Source organism: Methylophaga lonarensis MPL (genome assembly GCF_000349205.1).
GTDB classification, from domain to species: domain Bacteria; phylum Pseudomonadota; class Gammaproteobacteria; order Nitrosococcales; family Methylophagaceae; genus Methylophaga; species Methylophaga lonarensis.
Genome location: NZ_APHR01000048.1, coordinates 12,901 through 34,846, shown reverse-complemented (window position 1 = coordinate 34,846; position 21,946 = coordinate 12,901). Strand labels below are relative to the sequence as shown.

Genomic DNA, 21,946 nt, shown 5'->3' with positions numbered 1-21,946 from the left:
TTCACATGGCAAAACGCTCCATCATCCACATGCTCAATCCAATGAAGTACAACAGTCCATTTGATATCAATATGGCCTTGGATGCAGGCTATGACATCATCATGCCTTACAACAATGTCGAGCTGAGTGAGGTGCCTGGTTTAACTCAGGATGCGGTCTTTTCCCGAGGTCCGGCTGGGGTGAAAAAAACGGGAATGTTCATCGGTGGACGTGACATTGGTGTCGCCATGGATATGCTCGAAGCTGCCAAAAAGTCCATGGAACCGCCATTTCAGATCTCAGTATTTGCCGATCCAAGCGGCGCATTCACCACAGCCGCAGCTCTGGTGGCCTGCGTTGAGCGTGAACTGAAAAAACATTTCAATCAGGATTTCAATGGCCTGCGTGCCGTCGTTTTTGGTGGTACAGGTCCGGTTGGTCTGGCAACCGCAGTGATTGCTGCTCAGCAAGGTGCTGATACCACTATCGTCGACCATTTCTCCATCGACACCGCACTTGAGTACGCGAAAGAAGCCGAACAACGCTACGGCGTCAAACTGCGCGCGACCACCGCGGCATCTGACGCTGACAAAGCGCGTCTTTTGTCAACGGCAGATGTTGTTTTCTGTACCGCCAAAGCCGGCGTACAGGTACTGAATGCACCAGTACTTGCCGATGCAACACAATTGAAAGTCGCCGGTGATGTTAATGCTGTGGCACCACTGGGAATTGAAGGCGTCGAGTTGATGCACAACGGCGAGCCTCTGAAATTCGCCACACAATCGCCAAATGCCGTGGGTATTGGTGCATTGGCCATCGGTAACGTTAAATACAAGCTTCAGCAAGCACTGCTGAGGGAAACCCTGGAGAGTGACGAGGAGCCTGTGTTCCTTGATTTCCGGAATGCTTTTGAGGGTGCCCGCAAACTCGTCTAAGCCCATGCTACAGCAGTCTGAGCGTCCAGCAGCATCGACACTGCTGATTATTATTGCCCAGAGTGCTCGATTTCTGATTCAGTCTGCTGCCCGTCACGGCTATCGTGTCAGGGCAGCAGACTGTTTTGCAGATAGCGACAGTGTTCAACATTGCGAGCGATTTATCAGGCTTGAGCCGATTACAACTGTCAGCCCACAGCAACTTCACGAGACCATCGAGCTGCTCGCAGAGGGTCAAACGGCCTATCTGATCATTGGCACCGGAATTGAGTATCTATACCCCGCCCTGACAGATTTACCTGAACACATTCATTCGACAGCTAACTCAGCAGAAGTCTGCAGCCAGGTCTGTCAGCCGATGCCATGGTTTACACTACTGGACTCGCTGCAACTGCCCCACCCGGAAGTCACTTACCAGCCACAAAGCACTGGTCAGTGGCTACTGAAAGATGCAGCAGGATGGGGAGGTTCACACATCAGCGCTGAGCAATCTATCAGCGACAAGTCACACTATTTGCAGCGGCACGTGCATGGCATCAGCTATTCAGCGCTGTTTGTCATAGATGCACAATATCAACCACGGTTATTGATGTTCAATCGACAGATTTGCGTTGATGCGGATAACGGTGATTTCCGTCTGCAAACACTGTATAACCATCCCGAGTTAGCCACACACCAGCAGCAGGCGGTGATGGATGCCATCATGCAAATTCAGCAACGACTGAATTTACGCGGTTTGAACAGCCTGGATTTCATGGTCAGTGACACAGGACAGCTGCTGTTACTAGAGTTAAACCCAAGACCCAGCGCCTCCTGCCAGCTGTTGCCAGAAACCGTGGACTGGCTGCATTGGCAGATAGCAGCACCACAGAATTTACCAGACATCAAAATGTCATATCGTTTGCTGTATCATTTTTTTGCTGAGCAAATGCTGACAATACCGCACGACCTCAATTGGCCTGCAGACTTTTGTGATCTTCCTGCACCAGGCACCATCCATGCAGAAGGAGATCCTGTCTGCAGTCTGTGCATTGAAGCACCAGATACAATCCAGCGCTTTGAAAGACTGGAGCAACAATGCGAGTTTTTCCGCAAAAAAGTTGCCCTGCGCTTGAAAAACCTGACCTGATTACCCATATTTGTTGTCGATTTAATTCAGAGGAAATTGTTTATGCAACGAATCATGCTATTCCTGGCGACCAACATCGCCATCCTGGTGGTCTTGAGTATCACCATGCGTTTGCTGGGGATCGAGAGCTTGCTGGATGAAACCGGCACAAATCTCAACCTGAACTCACTACTGGTTTTTGCAGCAGTGATTGGGTTTACAGGTTCGTTTATTTCACTGGCCATTTCCAAGTGGACCGCTAAACGTCTGACCGGTGCACAAGTCATCGAAACACCTCGAAACGAAACCGAACGCTGGTTAGTTGAAACTGTTCGTAGACAAGCCCAGCAGGCCGGAATCGGCATGCCAGAAGTGGCCATCTACAATGCACCGGATCCCAACGCCTTTGCCACAGGAATGAAACGTAACAACGCACTGGTCGCTGTCAGTACTGGCCTGATGCAAACCATGACCCGTGACGAAGTTGAGGCGGTATTGGCACATGAAGTGAGCCATGTTGCCAACGGTGACATGGTGACAATGGCCCTGATTCAGGGGGTTGTGAATACCTTTGTGATTTTCCTGTCACGCGTTATCGGCCATCTGGTGGACAGGGTGGTATTTAAAACAGAACGCGGACATGGACCAGCCTTCTGGATCACCTCGATCATTGCTGAACTTGTTTTGGGCATTCTCGCCAGTATCATCGTGATGTGGTTCAGCCGCCAACGTGAATTTCGCGCTGATGCAGGGGCTGCACGACTGGTCGGTCCAAACAAGATGATTGCTGCGTTACAAAGGCTTGCTGGAACCGCCAACGAGCCATTGCCTGATCAACTGCATGCCTTTGGTATTTCAGGCGGTCGAGGTGGCTTGAGTGCATTGTTCATGACACACCCGAAGATTGAAGATCGCATCAACGCGCTGCGTAACTTCCGCTAACTCTTCAACGAAAAAACGGGCCAATGTGATTTTCACGCATTGGCCCGTTTTTACATTTCATCATCATCAAAATTGTAGTCGAGCTGATCTGAAGGTTCGTGAATATAGTAGCCTTGGGCATAATCCACACCCAACTGCCATAAGATAGCCAGACTGCTAGCGTCCGAGACAAACTCGGCAATACACTTCTTACCCGCTTGCCGGGTCATATCAATAATGGCTTTCACGGCGGCCTGATTTTCAGAGTCAGTCGCCATGTGCTGCACAAAAGTGCCGTTGATTTTCAGATAGTCCACATTCAGCACATTCAGGCTGTGTGAAAAATCAATGCCCGAGCCAAAGTGCTCCAGACCGAACTCACAACCAATTTCTTGTAACTTCTGGATAGTCGCTTTTGACTGTTCGAGATCCGTCAAAGCCGCGGTTTCACTGATTTCAAATATCAGGCTGTTACCATCCAGATTATTTGCTTTGAGTGACGTGGCCAGCCAGGCGACAAAATCCTTTTCATGCATTGATTGCTCAGTCAGCTTGATGAAAAACCGAGTGCGTGGATGTGATTGTCTGTGCTGGGCTAACACATTCAGGGCATTTCGAATGACCCACTTGTCGATCTCAGCCATCATCGGCTGAACATTCGGATCGTGAATAAATTTGCCCGGATAGACCAGACTATCTTCCCCCCCTTTCAGGCGGAGCAAAACTTCATAAAACTCCTGCGTCTGTCCATGCAGGCTGACAATCGGCTGATAATGCAAGACAAAGCCATCATTCTCAAGTGCTTCGCTAAGGCGGTCCGCCCATTGATTGTCTGCAGAAACTTGTGCCTGCTGTGTAATCGTATTTTCGTAGTGAATACACTGATCACCCCCGGCTTTCAGAGCATGTATGCAGGCACGATCTGCATTTTCAAGGACTACTTGTGCTGTTGGCGTATTCTCCGACACCCTGCTCAAACCAATACTGCATTTGACGTCGATTTTTTTGCCTTCGTTGAGAAACATGAAATCGGCAACGGTTTTTCGATAAATTTCTGCCCGGCTGTCGATCTGCTTTGCATCACTGCTGGGCACAACAATCGTGAACACCTGATCACCATAACGGCCAATGAGTTCATCTTCCTTTTGTACCTTCTTAAGCAGTTCCGCAATGCTTTTGAGAATAACGTCACTATTGGCGAGTCCAACCTGCTCCTTGATTGACTGAAAGTCATCAAGCACCAGATACATCAGAACCGCTTCCTTGTGACCTTCAGCGACTTCGAACACCAGCTTTTCGAATAGATTCATGAAGCCTGAACGACTGTAAAAGCCAGTCAAAAGATCATGCTCGCTCAACAGATCTGACTGACGCTCCATCAAATCAGTTGTGCTGTAATCACGAACTACCACCTGCGTACAGTCCTCACCTTCCACTCGGGCATGACTGAACTCGATTTCTGCCGCAAAAATTGAACCATCAGATTTGAGACACTGCACATTGACAAGCTCCGGCTCACTATCCGGTTGCTCTGAGAACTGACGAAATACGGCCTTAAACCTGGCATGGTCATCGAGAATGACCAGATCCAGTATCGGCAAACCATCAATATCCTCAGCCTCTTCATAGCCGAACAGTTTGAGGTAAGCACGATTTACATAGATATGCATGCCTTCATGCATGTAAGCTACGGCATCACGCGAACTTTCAAGCAATGCGCGTGAACGCTTCTCACTCTCGCGAAGCGCTCGCTCATTGCGGCGACACAAACGTCTCATGAACAGACTATCGAGCTCGCGGTTCACAGCAAATTGTAAGCGCGGAATATCACCGACAAGCACCAAATCATGAGCACCACATCCGAATAGTTCGGTTTCAACAGACTGTTTGTTAATTAATACGATGCAAGGTAAATCACGGCCGAGTCTAATCAAAAGACTGGTAATTTCTCTGGGTGAAACCCCAACAAGCTGATCGCGGCAAATCAGCATATCCCAGGACTGCTTGTTGACCGCACTTTCAACTTCATCAAGTGTTTCCACTCGAGACGCCCGAACAGCATGCCCGGCAATTCTCAGGGCATTGATAACGCTATCAGCTTCGCTCAACGAATCATCGACTATCAAAAGCCTCAAAATACCTTCTGCTCTTACCACATCAATGATCCTCTTGCGTCTTGTCCTTAACCTTGGGAGGCGCTCCTTCAAGGTTGGTCATCTGCTCTATCATCCAGTCCTGCAGTATTCGATTTACCTGAGTTGCTGTCTTGCCTTCAGTAATAATCGGTTTTCCAACCACCATATTTATCATGCCGGGGTATTTTATGAAACCATGTCGGGGCCAGACCTTACCCGCATCATGGGCAACCGGTACCGCGGGATAACCACTTTCAGTGGCCAGTCTCGCACCGCCAATGCCAAATCGCCCCATCTGCCCTACTGGCACCCGGGTGCCTTCTGGAAAAACCACGACACATTTACCCGAATCAAGTCGCTGCTTACCCTGATCAATGACTTGTTGAAGCGCTTTTTTGCCAGCCTTGCGATCGATGGCAATCGGATTCAGACAAGCCAGCCCCCAGCCGAAAAAAGGCAGCCACAACAACTCACGTTTCAGTACCCAGACTTGTGGTGGAAACACCGATTGCAGCGCAAGCGTTTCCCAACTCGATTGATGCTTGCAAAGAATAACACTGGGTCCATCAGGTACGTTCTCGAGACCCGTGACCCGGTATTCAATACGGCAGATTCTCGCTAACAGCCACAGATTCAACTGCGCCCATCGCGTCATGATTCTATAACGTGTTTTGAAGGGAAAAGGCCAAACAAAGATGGAAATAAATGAAAAAATGACCGCGGTGACGATATGCAATACCGCAAAAATGGCAGAGCGAACCATTAACATCACTGTTTGGCTTCTAACAAGGCATCCGCAACGGCCGCCAGATTTTTATAGACAGGAATTCCATCAGGAATGCCTTGCTTGAACGTTTTTCTACCTTTACCCGTCTTGACCAATATCGGTCTTGCGCCAACAGCTTGTGCGGCTTGTAAATCACGCAGGGAATCACCGACTGCAGGGACATTATCAAGACTAACGCGTAGCCGATGTGCCAGATCTTTGAGCATACCAGGCTCAGGTTTTCGACACTGACAATTATCATCAGGCCCGTGCGGACAAAACATCACGGCTTCGATTTTGCCACCTAGCTGTGCCAACATTCGACGCATTTTGCTATGAATGCGATTAAGCGTTTCGATATCCAGCAAGCCACGGGCAATTCCAGATTGATTGCTGACGACGACCACTCGATAGCCAGCCTGATTCAGTCTGGCTATCGCCTCAAGGCTGCCCTCAATAGGCTCCCACTCAGCGGGTGACTTGATAAAGTCCGATGAATCATGATTGATCACACCATCCCGGTCCAGAAGTATCAATGACATCGCTGCCTCCGTGTTATTAGCGAACTGAAAGTCAAGAACATGCCCGACATGTCAGTTTGAAGTGGTCGACCTGGATCAGGCTTGTAAGGATGAAATATCGGCGACACCCAAAAACAATGCTCGCAGACGGTTCAACAAAGCTAGCCTGTTACGGCGAATGGCTGGATCATCGGCCATCACCATCACTTCATCAAAGAAGCTGTCGATAGTCGTGCGCAGTGTCGCCAGCAAACTCAATGAAGCCGCATAGTCGGCATTCACCATCAATGGCGTCAAAGCTTCAGTCACATCTGTCAGTTTTGCCGCCAGCGCTTTTTCTGCTTCATCTTGCAGTAAAGTTACATCGACCGCAATGTCATCACTGTGGTCATTATTCTTACGGAGAATATTACCAATACGCTTGTTGGCAGCGGCCAGTGCTTCAGCTTCTGGCAAGCCTCTGAAATCGGCAACCGCCCGCAGTCTTTGCATAAAGTCGAGTGGACGAACCGGTTGAACCGCCAGCACCGCTTCGTATTCATCTGGCCGGAAGCCCTGTTCAATCACATAGGCCCGCAAACGCTCGTAGCAATACTGCATCACCGCTTGACTGCTGTTAGACTCAGTCAGCACCTTTTGCAAATTAGTCTCGGCGTACTGCAACATTTTCAGCAGATCAATATCCAATTCTCGTTCGATGATAATCCGCAACATTCCCAACGCCGCACGACGCAGGGCAAAGGGGTCCTTGACGCCACTGGGGGGCTGACCAATCCCAAACAAGCCGACCAGGGTATCCAGTTTTTCAGCAATTGCCAGAATCTGGCCGGTACGCGTTTCCGGTAACTTATCGCCGGCAAATCTGGGTAAATACTGCTCATCAATCGCTTCGGCCAACTCAGGGTTTTCGCCATCAAGTTGGGCGTAGTAGCGTCCCATGATGCCTTGTAATTCAGGAAATTCGCCGACCATCTCGGTCACCAGATCACACTTGGCCAACTCAGCGGCTCGTCCGGCCAGCGCAGCATCGGCACCCAACCATTTAGCCAATTGCTCAGCCAGCTTGGCAACACGTTGTGATTTGTCATACAGGCTGCCCAACTGGTGCTGAAACACAATAGTCTTCAATTGCTCAGCGCGTGCGGCCAATGGTGACTTGCGGTCGGTATCCCAGAAAAATGCTGCATCACTAAGTCTCGGCAAAATCACTCGCTCGTTGCCGGCAACCACTTGAGCAGGATCACGACTCTCGATATTACTGACCGTAATGAAGTTAGGCAGCAATTGACCATCTGCAGCACGCACCGCGAAATACTTCTGATGCCCTTCCATAGATGAGATCAGTGCCTCAGCGGGCAAAGCCAGAAATTTCGGATCAAAACTTCCTGACAGGGCACATGGCCATTCAACCAGTCCAGTCACTTCATCCAACAGATCTGGATTAATGACCGCTTCGCCACCTAGTTGTCTTGCCAGCTCCATCACCTGACCACGAATCGCTTCACGACGCGCAGTCATGTCCACCATGACATGTCCTTCGGTTTGCAACTGTGGCGCATAGGTGGCGGGTGTGGCGATACAAATTTTGTCTGGATGATGGAAGCGATGGCCCAGCGTGTCACGGCCTGATGTGACGCCTAACAGCTGGCAAGGTACGACTTCTTCACCAAACAACACGACCAGCCAATGAACAGGTCTAACAAATTCACCGGGCAATGCCCCCCAGCGCATTCGTTTGGCAATTGGCAGCAGGTGCAATGCCTGCTCAATCATGCCCGGCAACAGGTTAGCCGTGGCTTCGCCAGCCTGCAGCTGTCTAAATACCAGCCATGCGCCTTTGTCTGTTTCGGTGGTTTCCAGATCATCAACACTGACGCCACAGGATCCTGCAAAACCTACAAGCGCTTTAGTCGGGTTACCTTCTTCATCAAAAGCAGCCGTCACCGCCGGACCACGCCGCTCGATCTGACGGTCTGCTTGACTCACTTGCAGCGATTCCACCACCAGCGCCAGTCGACGTGGACTGGCATAGGGTTTGATCTGCGCAAACTCAAGTCCAGCCTGAATCAATTGTGCTGAAAAATGCTCGGCAAAGGCCGCTGACAATTTTGCCAGCGAGGTTGGCGGTAACTCTTCGGTGCCCAGCTCGATCAATAAATCACGTGTATCGCTCATGCCTGGACCTCCGATTTTTCAGCATTAAGCATCGGAAAACCAAGCGATTCACGGCGATCGTAGTATGCCTGAGCAACAGCTCGTGCCAGAGTTCTGACTCGCAAGATAAAGCGTTGTCTTTCAGTGACTGAGATAGCCTTGCGAGCATCCAGCAAATTAAACGTATGTGATGCTTTTAAAACAAGTTCATACGCAGGTAACGGCAAGCCAGCAGCAATCATTCGCTCACTTTCTTTTTCACAGTTATCAAACATCAAAAACAATTGTTCCACATTGGCTTGTTCAAAATTGTAGGCTGACATTTCCACTTCATTCTGATGAAACACATCGCCGTAGGTCACTTTACCCAAAGGGCCATCCGCCCATACCAGGTCGTAAACACTGCTTACGCCCTGCAAATACATTGCAATACGCTCCAGACCATAGGTGATTTCACCGGTCACTGGCTGACACTCCAGGCCACCGACCTGCTGGAAATAGGTGAACTGTGTCACCTCCATACCATTCAGCCAGACTTCCCAGCCCAAGCCCCAGGCACCCAGCGTCGGCGACTCCCAGTTGTCTTCAACAAATCGGACATCGTGCACTGAAGTATCCAGCCCGAGCATTTTCAACGAACCAAGATATAGCTCCTGAATATTGAGTGGTGACGGCTTGATCACTACCTGAAATTGGTAGTAATGCTGCAGGCGGTTCGGATTATCGCCATAACGACCATCTGTTGGTCGACGCGAGGGTTGTACATAGGCGGCGCTCCATGGCTCCGGACCAATCGCCCGCAGGAATGTTGCCGGGTGAAATGTCCCTGCTCCCACTTCCATATCGTACGGTTGAAGCAAGACACAACCCTGCTCAGCCCAATACTGCTGAAGTCGCAAGATAAGTTCCTGAAAAGTTTTCGGCGTTTCAGCCACTGGCAGCGTTGCTGTTGTCATGAGTTTCGGGCCACATAGTCCTGAAAAAAATGCTGTCGATTATAGCTCATACCGATGCGCTGTTGCATGATCTCAAATACAGCAAAGCCCTTGGGATTCTCCGGCATCGTGGCCGGAATCAGGTACAATTCACCCACTTCGACGTTCAGGAATCAGCATGAGCAAGACACTTGGCATCGTGATGGATCCAATCAGTGCCATCAATATCAAAAAGGACAGCAGTTTCGCCATGCTGCTGGCTGCGCAGGCCAGGGGCTGGAATTTGCGCTATATGGAGCAACAGGATTTATTCTTAAACGATGGTGAGGTATTCGCTGAAATACGCAGCCTTAGCGTCAAAGAAGATGCGCACAATTGGTATCAGCTTGGTGAACCTGAAACCCTGCCGCTCAAGTCACTGGATGTCATCCTGATGCGCAAGGATCCGCCATTTGACATGGAGTACATCTACAGCACCTATCTGCTGGAGCAGGCCCAAGCCGCTGGTGTCAGAGTTATCAATAACCCGCAGAGCCTGCGAGATGCCAATGAAAAACTGTTCACGGCCTGGTTCCCTCAATGCTGCCCTCCTACACTGGTCACCCGCCAGAAACACCTGATTCGGCAATTTCAGCAACAACAGGGAAATATTATCGTCAAACCACTGGATGGGATGGGCGGCGCCTCAATATTTCGCATCGATCAAGGCGACCCCAACTTTTCAGTGATTGTCGAAACCTTGACAGAACACGGTACACAATCAGTGATGGCACAAAAGTACCTGCCTGAAATTCGCGATGGCGACAAACGCATCCTGATGATCAATGGTGAGCCGGTGCCCTATGCACTTGCCCGAATCCCCGCCGCAGGCGAGACAAGAGGCAACCTTGCGGCTGGTGGCAGTGCCGAAGGCAGACCTTTAACCGAACGTGATCGATGGATTTGCCAGCAAGTCGGCCCCACCTTGCGGCAGAAAGGACTGTTTTTTGTCGGGCTGGATGTCATTGGCGACTATCTGACCGAAATTAATGTCACCAGTCCCACCTGTATTCGTGAGCTGGATAAATACTTTAACCTCAACATCGCTGATGATCTGATAACTGCAATTGAGAAGACACAATGACCCCAAGACTCAAGGCCCTCCTGACTGCACTTTTACTGACCGCTCTGCTGAGTGGCTGTGGCGAACCTGAGCGTGCGCTGCAAGCCAAATTTCTGGCTTTTGGTACAGAAATAGATGTCAGCCTTTACGGTGTCAGCACCGAGAAAGCGGCTGAGACTATCGAGATACTCGAAGCATCATTCACAAGTGTGAATAACACCTGGCACGCCTGGCGGCCCAGCATACTGATGGATATCAATGAAGCCATCGCCAATGGTGAAAGCATTGAAATTAGTGATGATGTGGCCGAGCTGATTACAAAAGCCACGCAGCTGGCCAATGCCAGCGAACATCTTTTCAACCCCGCTGCAGGCAACTTGTTTGCGTTGTGGGGCTACCACTCGGACAACTGGCAAGAATCGCGTCCACCACCGCCTCAGGCTGACATTGATGTGTTACTGGCAGCCGCGCCTACCATGAATGATGTGCAGATCAGTGACAATGTACTGCGCAGCGATAATTCACAGGTCAAAATCGGCTTTGGTGGTTTTGCCAAAGGTTATGCCGTGGATGCAGCGATTGAAGCCCTGCAGGACATGGGTATCGAAAATGCCATCGTCAACATGGGTGGCGATTTACGAGCCATTGGCAAGCATGGTGATCGTCCCTGGATGATCGGCATCCGCCACCCCCGACACAGTGGCGTGCTGGCCTCAGTCGCTGTGATGCATAACGAAAGCGTTTTCAGTTCCGGCGATTACGAACGTTTCTTTGTCTACGAGGGTAAACGTTATAGCCATATTCTGGATCCACGCACTGGCTATCCGGCTGATCAGGCAATGTCCGCCACTGTATTGCATGATGATGCACTGGTCGCAGATGCGGCAGCGACAGCCCTGTTTGTTGCAGGAGAGGACTGGCCGAGAATTGCTGCAGAAATGGGACTGACCCATGTTATGCTGATGCTGGCAAATGGAGAGTTGCAAATGAGCCCGCAGATGGCCAAGCGTGCCCGGTTGATAGATACCACAGCAACGCCCGTGATTCGTGAAATTGAAGACTGAACCCACCTTCAAACATGGCAAAAACAACCGCATCTGATCGGCTGCTCTTTACACTGATTTTCTCAGTGATCCTGCATCTGATTCTGGTGCTTGGGGTCAGCTTCAATGTGTTTTCACCACCAACCAACACGCCGGTGAATCAGCTTGAAATTACCCTGGTTCAACAAAAAACCGAGGTAGCGCCTGAAGAAGCACATTTTCTGGCTCAGGCCACCAGTGAAGGTGGCGGAGAGACTGACCAGCGTTCACCGGAGCCAACGCCTGACCTGCCGGTGCCGATTGCTGAAGACCGACCCACTTCTGCACTCACCGAAATCTCACCTGAGCCAATTCCAGAGCCCGAACCTGAACCCGAAGTCGCTCCGGAACCTGAGCCTGTGGTAGAGCAAATTGTCGAGCCGCTGCCAGAACCTGAAGTCGAACAAGTTGAGCCCACTGAAGCTGCCGAGCAAATCATCGAAACGCCGACTGAAATTCAGCAACCTGTTGAAACAGTGACCCAGGAAACCTCAGAGCGCCAGGTAGAGCAGGCTCAAGCCACTGATGTCACCGAAGTTCAGGAAGAAGTTGAAGTCGTTGAAACCGTAGAACCTGTCAGCCGTCCATCGGCAGCAGAATTAATGGCCAGAGCACGCAATGAGATCAGCACCTTGCAGAGTGATCTTGATGCCAGCACACGAGCGCTCAGTGAACGTCCTCGCAAGCGCCGAATTTCTGCGGCAACACAGGAATACGCCGCAGCCGCCTATATGCGTGCCTGGGAAATGAAAGTGGAGCGGATAGGTAATCTGAATTATCCGCAAGAAGCCCGCCAGCAGGGCATCAACGGCAGTCTGATGTTATCTGTGGATATCAAGCCTGATGGCAGCGTTCCGGAAGATGGCATTGTAGTGTCACGCTCTTCCGGGCACGAAATACTGGATCAGGCGGCCATTCGAATTGTCCGGCTCGGCGCCCCTTATGCTGAAGTCCCCGAAAGTGTGCTGCAGGGCAATGATATGCTGACCATCATCCGAACCTGGCGATTTGAGAGTCAGCGGGGCTTAATGGCTCGCTAAGGCTTTTAGATCAATCTGGAAGTCAGTGCTGCTGAGAACGACTCAACAGCGCATATCCAAGTGCCGCCTTGCTCTGATCATGCCTAACAAGTGGTAAGTGTTCACTTAGCGTATCAGCCAGCGAGTCCAGCACTGCCACGTCACCCTCGAGTAATTCAAGCTCAACTTCGTGGATAGCAGCCTGCAAATGCCCCGCTGTCACTACGCCCCGGTCATATGCCATTTCAACCTTGGCGTTGTGCCAGTTGAATTGCCAACTGAAACGCACAAAGTCGGTAGTGAATATGGGCTGGACTTGTTGCCAAAATGAAGCGTCGTCTATCAGTGCGGCTAAAGGTGTCTGGCGCAACTGCTGCAAATCAAACTGCGCACCGTCCACCGGCACCTCCCATTCCTGCCGCTGATGCAAACCATTCACCGCCTGCCCGGCAGTCTTGACCGTCTGTAACCATTGTCCGGACTTGAAGCGTAATCTTAAACCAACACCTTGTTTGAGCAGTTGCAGATCGGCGCTATCAAAATATCGATTTTCAATTTTTTGCTCTAATGGCGGTGAGCTAAGCTGCAAAATCTCGGCAAGCTGCTCAGGCTCCAAGGCTTGCGACTGGGTAACCAGCAGCTTGATTTCCTGTTCCATCAATCACCCTTTCGGAGCAGAGGGGCCAGATAACGACCGGTGTGCGATGCTTCTGATTCAGCAACCTGCTCCGGTGTGCCTACTGCAACGACCTGACCGCCACCAGCGCCACCTTCTGGCCCCATATCAATGATCCAGTCAGCGGTCTTGATCACATCCAGATTGTGTTCGATAACCACAATGGTATTGCCACGGTCGCGCAGGTGATGCAGTACTTTCAGCAATTGTTCGATATCGTAAAAATGCAGGCCGGTGGTCGGCTCATCAAGAATGTACAAGGTTTTTCCTGTATCACGCTTGGACAGTTCCTTGGCCAGCTTGACCCGCTGCGCTTCACCACCCGAGAGTGTCGTCGCATTCTGACCCAGTTTGATGTAGCTCAGACCAACGTCCATCAGTGTCTGCAGTTTTTTGGCGACCACCGGGATATTTTCAAAAAACTGACAGGCATCCTCAATCGTCATATCCAACACTTCAGTGATGGTTTTACCCTTGTAGCGAATATCCAGAGTTTCGCGGTTATAACGCTGTCCTTTACACACATCACAAGGCACATAAATATCCGGCAGAAAGTGCATTTCAACCTTGATAAGACCATCGCCCTGACAGGCCTCACAACGCCCGCCCTTGACGTTAAAACTAAATCGCCCTGGCCCATAACCTCGCGAGCGTGCTTCCGGTGTACCGGCAAACAGCTCACGAATCGGCGTGAACAAGCCGGTATAGGTGGCAGGGTTAGATCGAGGTGTTCGACCAATCGGACTCTGATTGATGGCCACGACCTTGTCGAGCTGTTCCAAACCGAGAATGTCGCTGTGAGGTGCCGGTTCTTCTGATGCACCGTTTAGCGTTTTTGAGGTCAGCTTGAGTAAAGTTTCGTTGATCAGTGTTGATTTACCACTGCCCGATACCCCGGTGACGCAAGTCATCAGACCGATAGGAATATCAATATCGACATGTTGCAGATTGTTGCCACAAGCCCCGCGAAGGCCGATAACCTTTCCTGCATGAAAGCTTTCACGCTGCGTGGGAATGGCAATTTTTCTGCGTCCGGACAGATACTGACCGGTCAGTGAATGCTCACTGCTCATGATTTCTTCAGGTGTGCCCTGCGCCACAATGCTGCCACCATGCACGCCAGCTCCGGGCCCGATATCCAATACGTAATCAGCACTGCGGATGGCATCTTCATCATGCTCAACCACAATCACGGTATTGCCCAGATCGCGCAGTCGGTTCAGCGTGTCCAGCAGACGATCATTATCTCGCTGGTGCAAGCCGATAGAGGGTTCATCAAGAATGTACATGACACCAACCAGACCGGCACCAATCTGACTGGCCAGCCGGATACGCTGTGCCTCACCGCCTGATAATGTTTCCGCACTTCTCGCCAGGTTAAGGTAATCCAGCCCCACATTCACCAGAAAGCTCAAGCGGGCGGAAATCTCGCTGATAATCTTTGCGGCAATCTCGCCACGCTGTCCGTTCAAGGTCAGTGTTTCAAAAAAGCGTTTGCATTCACCAATCGGCAATTGCGTCACTTCAGGCAGGTTTGACTGATTGATGAATACATTGCGTGCAGCTTCATTGAGCCTTGCACCTTGGCAGTCAGGACATGCCCTGATGGAGTGAAATTTAGCCAGTTCTTCACGCACACTGCCTGATTCTGTCTCCTGATAGCGGCGCTGCAAATTGGGAATGATGCCCTCAAAGCGGTGTTTACGTGTCACTCGATTGCCACGATCACTCAGATAGCTGAAATCAATTTCTGTTTTGCCACTGCCATAAAGAATGACCTGTCTGATCTGCTCTGAAAGCTGCTCGAATGGTTGCTCCAGGTCAAACTGGTAGTGCTGTGCCAGAGACTGCAGCATCTGGTAGTAATAAGCATTGCGACGATCCCAGCCACGAATGGCCCCCGCTGCCAGACTCAATTCCGGATGCGCCACTACACGCGCAGGATCCACAAACTGTTTGATACCCAAGCCGTCACAGGTCGGACAGGCGCCAGCCGGATTGTTAAAGGAAAACATGCGCGGTTCAAGTTCGGCAATCGAATAGCCGCACTCAGGACAGGCAAATCTTGCCGAGAACAACATCTGCTGCGATTCATCATCCATTGACACCACTTTGGCGACACCATCTGACAATTTCAGCGCTGTCTCAAAGGATTCGGCCAGTCGCTGTTGCAGGTCTGCTCGCACCTTGAAGCGGTCAACCACCGCTTCTATTGTGTGTTTTTTGCGCAGTTCAAGATCCGGCACGGCATCCAGCTCGATGACCTCATTATTGACTCGGGCACGCACAAAACCCTGAGCCCGGAGCTGCTCCAGCACATCGCGATGTTCGCCCTTGCGATCCTGTACCACCGGCGCAAGCAGCATCATTCGGCTGCCTTCTGGTTGACTCAACACCGCATCCACCATCTGGCTGACTGTTTGTGCCGCCAGCGGCAAATGATGCTCGGGACAGCGAGGTTCACCCGCCCGGGCAAACAGTAAACGCAGGTAATCGTAAATCTCGGTAATGGTGCCAACCGTCGAGCGCGGATTGTGTGAAGTGGACTTTTGTTCGATGGAAATTGCCGGAGAAAGTCCCTCAATGTGGTCGACATCCGGCTTTTCCATCATAGACAGGAATTGCCGAGCGTAGGCTGACAGCGATTCCACATAGCGACGCTGACCTTCGGCATAGAGCGTATCAAAGGCCAGCGATGATTTTCCTGAACCTGACAAGCCGGTAATGACAATGAGTGAATCTCTGGGTAAGTCCAGATCAATGTTCTTCAGATTATGTGTGCGGGCTCCGCGAATGCTGATGTGCTTCATCCCGTGAACATTGATATTTTTCATTGTGATTCCGTAGTAAAATCAAACGGATCAATATACTCTGTCCCCCTATCATGACGCAAAGACAAGCATCGTCCGACGCAATGACTGCACTGGAGAAGCGCAGTATTTCCGGACTCTCCCTCATTTTTGCCCTGCGAATGCTGGGCCTTTTTATGATCCTGCCGGTATTTTCAGTCGCCGCAGATCAATACAGCGGCAGCACACCGCTGCTGGTCGGGCTTGCTATTGGCGCTTACGGCCTGACCCAGGCCATGCTGCAAATCCCTTTCGGCATGTTGTCAGACCGCATCGGTCGCAAAAAAGTCATCGCTTTTGGTCTGCTGTTATTTGCGATGGGCAGTGTTATTGCCGCTATGGCAGATTCCATCTTTACCGTGATTCTCGGACGACTGCTGCAAGGTAGTGGCGCCATTGCTGCTGCGGTCATGGCACTTACCGCAGATCTGACACGAGACGATCATCGCACCAAGGCCATGGCCGGTATCGGCATCAGCATCGGCCTGTCATTCACCGTTGCGCTGGCTTCTGGTGCGGCACTTGAGCACTGGCTGGGACTGGCCGGAATTTTCTGGCTGACCGCGCTGTTGGCGATGCTGGGCATTGCCGTCTTGTATTTTTGGGTGCCCAACCCGCAACGTTGCATCGTGCATCGTGATGTCGAACCGATGCCAAAACAGTTTCGCAAAGTGCTCGGCAATATCGAATTAATGCGGCTGGCGCTGAGCATCAGTACGCTGCATTTTCTGCTGACTTTGTCATTTTTTGCCTTGCCGATGGCGCTGCATCACTACGCTGGGGTCGAGAGAAGTCAGCATGCATTGCTGTATTTACCGATCATGCTGATCGCCTTTGTTTGCATGGTGCCATTCATTCTGTTGGCCGAAAAACAACGCAAGATGAAAATGGTGTTTTTGGGCGCCATCGTCGCACTGGGTATCGCTCAGCTGTCCTGGGCCATTCTGCCCAGCACCGCTTTTGTGATATTGACCGGGTTATGGCTGTTTTTCACGGCATTTAATGTGCTGGAAGCCAGCTTGCCATCGATGATGTCCAAAATCAGTCCGCTGGATTGCAAAGGCACCGCCATGGGTGTTTATTCAACCGGACAATTCCTCGGCGCTTTTCTCGGTGGCGCATTGGGCGGATTGATATACAGCTACCTGAATATTCACGCTGTTTTTGCTTTTGGTGCAATCGTCACATTGTTCTGGTGGTGGCTGGTCAAACCCATGCAGGCCCCTCGCCACCTGAACAGCCGGATTCTACACATTGAGCCCCTCAATCAAGCCAACGCCCCCAGGATTATGGCTGAGATCAACGCCATCCCCGGTGTGATTGAGACTATGGTGGTGATTGACGAAGGCGTTGCCTACGTGAAATTCTCTCCCGATGACACCGATACCGATGCTCTGGATGCGTTCAGTGTTCAGAGCACGTAGAATATTCTTTTTGTATGACCAGCAGAGGAACACATCATGTCCGTCAATAAAGTCATTCTGGTAGGGAGACTAGGGGCCGAACCGGAAAGTCGTGCATTTCCAAACGGTGGCTCGATCTGTAATTTACGCATCGCCACGTCTGAAACCTGGCGTGACAAGCAAACCGGTGAGCGTCAGGAACGCACAGAATGGCACCGTGTTGTCTTGAGAAACAAACTGGGTGAAATTGCCCAGCAATATCTGCATAAAGGTTCGCAGGTCTATATTGAAGGTCGTATCCAAACCCGCAAATGGCAAAATCAGCAAGGGCAGGATCAATACACCACCGAAATTGTTGGCACTGAAATGACCATGCTGGATAGTCGCGGTGCGGGCAGCGGTGGTGGCAGTCAGGACAACTTTGATCAAAGGTCCTCTACCCCGAGAAACAGCTCACCACAACCCGCTTCGGCATCCGCAGGCCCGGACTATGGCAGTGGCGGTAGCGATGACTACTACGACGACGACATTCCGTTTTAATTTGACACAAGCAATGCCATTGCTCAGTACACCAGACAAGCCTCTGTTACCAGAGGCTTTTTTGTCAGCAAAATTCAGCCGTTGAAACCCGGTTAAACTCAGTCACAGTCAATCATCAAAGTCTCTCAGAAAGACTCCATACAGCGACAGGAAATTCATGAACAAGATTCAGCACACGGCCATTCGTCCCCTCAGAACACTTAATCTGTTATCCCGCGAAGAAATTCTCAGGCTCAGTCATTCACGTGAGGATCTGCACCGCCTGTTTCGTGATTGTGCGCTGGCTATTCTTAATACCGACAGCCAGCAGGATGATGCCGAGGAAATTTTCAAACAGTTTGCCGACTTTGATATCAAACTGATTCCTCAGGCCCGGGGCATTATGCTGGAGTTACACAACGCGCCAGCTCAATCGTTTGTCGATGGCAAAATCATTCGCGGTATTCAGGAACATATTTCGTCAGCGCTGCGAGATATTCTCTATACCGACTTCAAGATCCTGGCATTTCAGTCCGAACTTGCCAGCTCGGCACAGCTGACCGATATCGTTTTTCACATTTTGCGTAATGCCGGTGTCATCAAACCCAATATCACACCGAATCTGGTCGTTTGCTGGGGCGGTCACTCAATACCGCGCGAAGAATATGACTATGCCAAACACGTCGGCTATGAACTGGGCTTACGCGGACTGGATATCATTACCGGCTGTGGCATCGGCGCAATGAAAGGCCCGATGAAGGGAGCGGCCGTTGGTCATGCCAAACAACAAATCAAGGATGGTCGATATATCGGTATTACCGAACCCGGCATCATCGCCTCGGAATCACCCAATGCCATCGTCAACGAACTGGTGATCATGCCTGATATCGAAAAACGCCTGGAAGCCTTTGTCAGATTAGGCCATAGCATTATTGTCTTTCCTGGCGGAGTTGGCACCGTTGAAGAAATTTTCTACCTGCTGAGCATTCTGCTGCACCCGGATAACTCTCAGGGACTGCCACTGGTATTTGCCGGGCCGGAAAGCTGTCGGGAATACTTCAATATTCTCGACAAGTTTCTGCGTCAATGCCTCGGCGACGAGATCAGTGAGTTCTACGAAATCATTATTGGCCAGCCTGACAAGGTGGCCAAAACCATGCGTGATGCCGTGGATAATGTGCACCAATATCGACATGAAACCCAGGATGCCTACTACTTTAATTGGCAGTTGCATATCGATCCGATGCTGCAACATCCGTTCTCACCGACGCATGAGAATATGGCAGCATTGAGACTGGATCGCGATATGCCAAAACATGAACTGGCCAGTCAGCTTCGCGCCGCTTTTTCCGGCATTGTGGCTGGCAACGTCAAAACCTTTGGCATTCGTGAAGTAGCCGAGCATGGCCCATATCAGATCAATGGCGATCCACAGTTGCTGTCAGCTATTGATGATTTATTAAGGATTTTTGTGCGCGAACAACGCATGAAGCTGGGTCAGGGTGAAAAGGAATACAAACCCTGTTACCAGTTGGCAAACTGACCTGCAGGTTCAGTCCCGAATCGCTGAATGCTTAGTGACCGGCCACAATATTCAGGCCGGTCACATACACCAGTTCACAGGCACCATGACCCGTATCCTCGCGGGTCAATGAGCTTTTCCAGTGCCAGCCATCTGCGGCATCGACCCGAATCAATTTACCTTGCAAGGCAATGACTTGCCCTGGCTGAATCTGTTTCAAGGTCTGCAAAACAGCATTATCTGCCGGGACCAAGTGCATATTGGCACTTTGTCTCTCAATCGCTCGTCGCGGAATCGGAAAATTCTGGGTTCGCCAACGGTACCATCGACCTGATTGACTGATCTCAATGTGCTCAAGCACCGCTTCATCAGACATTTGCCCCCAACCAAGGGCCAGATCATAAGGCGACAGATCGCTTTCTCTACCAATACGGTAACGCTTTTTTGCCAGTACTTTTGCTTCAAGACTGAATGTGGCAAGTGGCGTCACCATGTAACCCTTCAGGCCAAACGGCTGCGCCTGCTGCATCAGTTGTTGCACAGGTTCGGCAGCAGCCTTCACCCCTGGACCAAGAATGACTTCTGCTTCAGGTCGACACTGCCAGACAAGCAGGCCAACCATAAGCAGCGTCAGCCAGATTTTCACTGAGCGACTGCTTGCAAACGGAAGCGCTTGGCGGCCATGGCGATCAGCAGCAACACCGGCACACCCAATAAAGCGGTCAATAAAAAGAACTGTTCATAGCCCATGGTTTCGACCATCGAACCTGAATATCCGCCCAATATCTTCGGCAACAAGGTCATCAATGAGCTGAAAATGGCATATTGAACTGCGGTGAAGGAAATATTGGTCAGGCTGGACAAAAAGGCGATAAACGCAGCACTGGCAAGACCAGCAGAAAGGTTGTCAGCCGAAATCACAATGTACAACATGACAATGTCATAGCCTGTTTGCGCCAACAGCATAAACAGCAGATTGGTCGCCGCCGACAAGACTGCACCCAGAAACAAAATTCGCATCACGCCATAACGCATCGACAGAATACCGCCCAAAAATCCACCGGCAATCGTCATAAACAGACCAAAGGTTTTGACCACCGTGGCAATCTCGTTTTTGCTGTAGCCCATGTCCTGATAAAACACATTGGAAATGACGCCAAGCACGATGTCTGAAATCCGATAAAGCCCGACCAGCGCCAATAACAACAAAGCCATGGAAAGCCCATAACGGCTGAAAAAGTCACGCACCGGGTCAACATAGCTACGCACCACCAAATCCGCATCGACCACCGGCGTACGTATCAACACTACCGAGATCAAAACCGCCACAGACAGGCCGCCAAGCATTCGCAGAAACTCAACAATCACTGCCGCCAGTTCGTAGTTATAGACATGGGCCGAAAGCACTGCTTTAGCCTGCGCGGCATAATCAGCACTGAAATAAAACACTGCCACAAAACCGGCCACGGCCAGCGCGAAGGTTAACAGCAATCCCATGTAATGCTGAGCCGGCGAGTCATATACCGCATGGTTAAGCTTGGGTTCACGACACAACAAGGTGGTGACCACGCCAATCAACATGGTCATCGCCATCAGTTGATAGGTATTTTGCCAAGCCTGATATTGGTAATCGCCAAAAGAAGTGCCAAAGTGACTGGCCAGAAACAATGCGCCTGCGCCTGCGATCAGCATGCCGATTCGATAGCCGGCAATATAGGTCGCCGACATCAGCCCTTGCAGTTCTGGATCGGCAGATTCGATGCGATAGGCGTCAATCACCACATCCTGGGTCGCCGAGGAAAACCCCAGCAGCACGGCGGCAATGGCCATCAAGGTCAAAGTATTTTGCTGAGGATCGATGAATGACATCAACAAAATGGAAGCAATGATCATCAACTGCGACAGCAACATCCAGCTTCGTCGTCGGCCAAGCAGCTTGCTAAGCCACGGAAGCGGCAAGACATCCACCAAAGGTGCCCAGACAAACTTGAATGAATAGCCTAAGGCTGCCCAGCTGAAATACGTCACCGCACTGCGATCAACGCCAGCTTCACGCAGCCACAAGCTGAGTGAAGAAAAAATCAGCAGTAACGGAAGTCCAGCCGCGATACCCAGAAACAACATGGTCACGACTTGAGGTGTCAGAAAAGCCCTCAGGCTCTCCTGCCAGGAACGAATACTTGCAATCAAACTAAACTCACCGATGTGATTGAATTGGTCAGGGTCTGTTGAACATCTGTCAGCAGCTTACCCGGACACCCGAGATCAACAGGCCCTAAAGTAACATTGACGCTTGCCGCAATCCACTCTGAAATCCATG

The 21,946-nt window shown here is 50.9% G+C and carries 18 protein-coding genes; 9 read left to right on the top strand and 9 right to left on the bottom strand.

Going from position 1 to position 21,946, the window contains the following annotated elements; translation table 11 throughout:
• The first annotated feature begins 5 nt into the window (after positions 1 to 5).
• The 3 genes from MPL1_RS09055 to htpX are packed head-to-tail and all read left to right on the top strand — an operon-like array spanning position 6 to position 2,964.
• Entirely contained in the window at positions 6 to 914 is a 909-nt protein-coding gene (locus tag MPL1_RS09055; protein WP_009726825.1) for an NAD(P)-dependent methylenetetrahydromethanopterin dehydrogenase, read from the top strand.
• Between the two features lie 4 nt (positions 915 to 918).
• Positions 919 to 2,043 (top strand): ATP-grasp domain-containing protein, encoded by a 1,125-nt coding sequence (locus MPL1_RS09050; protein WP_009726824.1) that lies wholly within the window; start codon positions 919 to 921, stop codon positions 2,041 to 2,043.
• A 42-nt stretch (positions 2,044 to 2,085) separates the two neighbouring features.
• A complete protein-coding gene (gene htpX / locus MPL1_RS09045; protein ID WP_009726823.1) occupies positions 2,086 to 2,964 on the top strand; it encodes a protease HtpX in 879 nt (292 codons plus the stop codon).
• A gap of 50 nt (positions 2,965 to 3,014) precedes the next feature.
• On the opposite strand, the gene MPL1_RS09040 is transcribed toward htpX, so the two are convergent.
• The 5 genes from MPL1_RS09040 to glyQ all read right to left on the bottom strand — a co-directional run bounded on the left by MPL1_RS09040 (position 3,015) and on the right by glyQ (position 9,475).
• Positions 3,015 to 5,099: an EAL domain-containing response regulator gene (locus MPL1_RS09040; RefSeq protein ID WP_009726822.1), complete on the bottom strand. Its 2,085-nt coding sequence runs from the start codon at positions 5,097 to 5,099 to the stop codon at positions 3,015 to 3,017.
• 1 nt (position 5,100) lies between these two features.
• Positions 5,101 to 5,841 (bottom strand): lysophospholipid acyltransferase family protein, encoded by a 741-nt coding sequence (locus MPL1_RS09035; RefSeq protein ID WP_235045565.1) that lies wholly within the window; start codon positions 5,839 to 5,841, stop codon positions 5,101 to 5,103.
• 5 nt (positions 5,842 to 5,846) lie between these two features.
• Positions 5,847 to 6,386, bottom strand: a complete 540-nt coding sequence (gmhB, locus tag MPL1_RS09030) for a D-glycero-beta-D-manno-heptose 1,7-bisphosphate 7-phosphatase (protein WP_009726820.1) — start codon at positions 6,384 to 6,386, stop codon at positions 5,847 to 5,849.
• A 75-nt stretch (positions 6,387 to 6,461) separates the two neighbouring features.
• On the bottom strand, positions 6,462 to 8,540 hold the full coding sequence (gene glyS / locus MPL1_RS09025; protein ID WP_009726819.1) for a glycine--tRNA ligase subunit beta: 2,079 nt from the start codon (positions 8,538 to 8,540) through the stop codon (positions 6,462 to 6,464).
• Positions 8,537 to 9,475, bottom strand: coding sequence for a glycine--tRNA ligase subunit alpha (glyQ, locus tag MPL1_RS09020; protein WP_009726818.1), 939 nt, complete (start codon positions 9,473 to 9,475; stop codon positions 8,537 to 8,539). The genes glyS and glyQ overlap by 4 nt, the downstream gene beginning before the upstream one ends.
• 157 nt (positions 9,476 to 9,632) lie before the next feature.
• On the opposite strand from glyQ, the gene gshB reads away from it, so the two are divergent.
• Genes gshB through MPL1_RS09005 form a run of 3 tightly spaced genes read left to right on the top strand, consistent with a single transcriptional unit; the run spans position 9,633 to position 12,678 of the window.
• On the top strand, positions 9,633 to 10,577 hold the full coding sequence (gshB, locus tag MPL1_RS09015; RefSeq protein ID WP_009726817.1) for a glutathione synthase: 945 nt from the start codon (positions 9,633 to 9,635) through the stop codon (positions 10,575 to 10,577).
• Positions 10,574 to 11,620, top strand: a complete 1,047-nt coding sequence (locus tag MPL1_RS09010) for an FAD:protein FMN transferase (protein ID WP_009726816.1) — start codon at positions 10,574 to 10,576, stop codon at positions 11,618 to 11,620. The genes gshB and MPL1_RS09010 overlap by 4 nt, the downstream gene beginning before the upstream one ends.
• Positions 11,621 to 11,634: 14 nt before the next feature.
• Positions 11,635 to 12,678, top strand: coding sequence for an energy transducer TonB (locus tag MPL1_RS09005; protein ID WP_009726815.1), 1,044 nt, complete (start codon positions 11,635 to 11,637; stop codon positions 12,676 to 12,678).
• Between the two features lie 22 nt (positions 12,679 to 12,700).
• Here the strand turns inward: MPL1_RS09005 and MPL1_RS09000 are convergent, their stop codons facing one another.
• Both MPL1_RS09000 and uvrA read right to left on the bottom strand, forming a co-directional pair.
• Positions 12,701 to 13,315, bottom strand: coding sequence for a CYTH domain-containing protein (locus MPL1_RS09000; protein WP_009726814.1), 615 nt, complete (start codon positions 13,313 to 13,315; stop codon positions 12,701 to 12,703).
• Entirely contained in the window at positions 13,315 to 16,143 is a 2,829-nt protein-coding gene (gene uvrA, locus MPL1_RS08995) for an excinuclease ABC subunit UvrA (RefSeq protein ID WP_009726813.1), read from the bottom strand. Before uvrA ends, MPL1_RS09000 begins: the two co-directional genes overlap by 1 nt.
• A 104-nt stretch (positions 16,144 to 16,247) precedes the next feature.
• Here uvrA and MPL1_RS08990 point away from each other — a divergent pair, with 104 nt between their 5' ends.
• From MPL1_RS08990 to ppnN, 3 genes are all read left to right on the top strand, one after another.
• Complete coding sequence (locus tag MPL1_RS08990) at positions 16,248 to 17,606, top strand: MFS transporter (RefSeq protein ID WP_009726812.1); 1,359 nt, start codon at positions 16,248 to 16,250, stop codon at positions 17,604 to 17,606.
• A gap of 36 nt (positions 17,607 to 17,642) precedes the next feature.
• Positions 17,643 to 18,125 (top strand): single-stranded DNA-binding protein, encoded by a 483-nt coding sequence (locus MPL1_RS08985; RefSeq protein WP_009726811.1) that lies wholly within the window; start codon positions 17,643 to 17,645, stop codon positions 18,123 to 18,125.
• A 157-nt stretch (positions 18,126 to 18,282) separates the two neighbouring features.
• Positions 18,283 to 19,647, top strand: a complete 1,365-nt coding sequence (ppnN, locus tag MPL1_RS08980) for a nucleotide 5'-monophosphate nucleosidase PpnN (protein WP_009726810.1) — start codon at positions 18,283 to 18,285, stop codon at positions 19,645 to 19,647.
• A gap of 31 nt (positions 19,648 to 19,678) precedes the next feature.
• Here the strand turns inward: ppnN and MPL1_RS08975 are convergent, their stop codons facing one another.
• Both MPL1_RS08975 and MPL1_RS08970 read right to left on the bottom strand, forming a co-directional pair.
• Complete coding sequence (locus MPL1_RS08975; protein WP_009726809.1) at positions 19,679 to 20,272, bottom strand: hypothetical protein; 594 nt, start codon at positions 20,270 to 20,272, stop codon at positions 19,679 to 19,681.
• On the bottom strand, positions 20,269 to 21,816 hold the full coding sequence (locus MPL1_RS08970) for an AmpG family muropeptide MFS transporter (protein ID WP_009726808.1): 1,548 nt from the start codon (positions 21,814 to 21,816) through the stop codon (positions 20,269 to 20,271). The genes MPL1_RS08975 and MPL1_RS08970 overlap by 4 nt, the downstream gene beginning before the upstream one ends.
• Positions 21,817 to 21,946: the final 130 nt, after the last annotated feature.

Bases quoted from the DNA above. Each gene is read 5' to 3' on its own strand.
- MPL1_RS09055 (WP_009726825.1), top strand. From the start codon at position 6: ATGGCAAAACGCTCCATCATCCACATGCTCAATCCAATGAAGTACAAC.
- MPL1_RS09050 (WP_009726824.1), top strand. From the start codon at position 919: ATGCTACAGCAGTCTGAGCGTCCAGCAGCATCGACACTGCTGATTATT.
- htpX (WP_009726823.1), top strand. From the start codon at position 2,086: ATGCAACGAATCATGCTATTCCTGGCGACCAACATCGCCATCCTGGTG.
- MPL1_RS09035 (WP_235045565.1), bottom strand. From the start codon at position 5,841: ATGGTTCGCTCTGCCATTTTTGCGGTATTGCATATCGTCACCGCGGTC.
- gmhB (WP_009726820.1), bottom strand. From the start codon at position 6,386: ATGTCATTGATACTTCTGGACCGGGATGGTGTGATCAATCATGATTCA.
- glyS (WP_009726819.1), bottom strand. From the start codon at position 8,540: ATGAGCGATACACGTGATTTATTGATCGAGCTGGGCACCGAAGAGTTA.
- glyQ (WP_009726818.1), bottom strand. From the start codon at position 9,475: ATGACAACAGCAACGCTGCCAGTGGCTGAAACGCCGAAAACTTTTCAG.
- gshB (WP_009726817.1), top strand. From the start codon at position 9,633: ATGAGCAAGACACTTGGCATCGTGATGGATCCAATCAGTGCCATCAAT.
- MPL1_RS09010 (WP_009726816.1), top strand. From the start codon at position 10,574: ATGACCCCAAGACTCAAGGCCCTCCTGACTGCACTTTTACTGACCGCT.
- MPL1_RS09005 (WP_009726815.1), top strand. From the start codon at position 11,635: ATGGCAAAAACAACCGCATCTGATCGGCTGCTCTTTACACTGATTTTC.
- MPL1_RS09000 (WP_009726814.1), bottom strand. From the start codon at position 13,315: ATGGAACAGGAAATCAAGCTGCTGGTTACCCAGTCGCAAGCCTTGGAG.
- uvrA (WP_009726813.1), bottom strand. From the start codon at position 16,143: ATGAAGCACATCAGCATTCGCGGAGCCCGCACACATAATCTGAAGAAC.
- MPL1_RS08990 (WP_009726812.1), top strand. From the start codon at position 16,248: ATGACTGCACTGGAGAAGCGCAGTATTTCCGGACTCTCCCTCATTTTT.
- MPL1_RS08985 (WP_009726811.1), top strand. From the start codon at position 17,643: ATGTCCGTCAATAAAGTCATTCTGGTAGGGAGACTAGGGGCCGAACCG.
- ppnN (WP_009726810.1), top strand. From the start codon at position 18,283: ATGAACAAGATTCAGCACACGGCCATTCGTCCCCTCAGAACACTTAAT.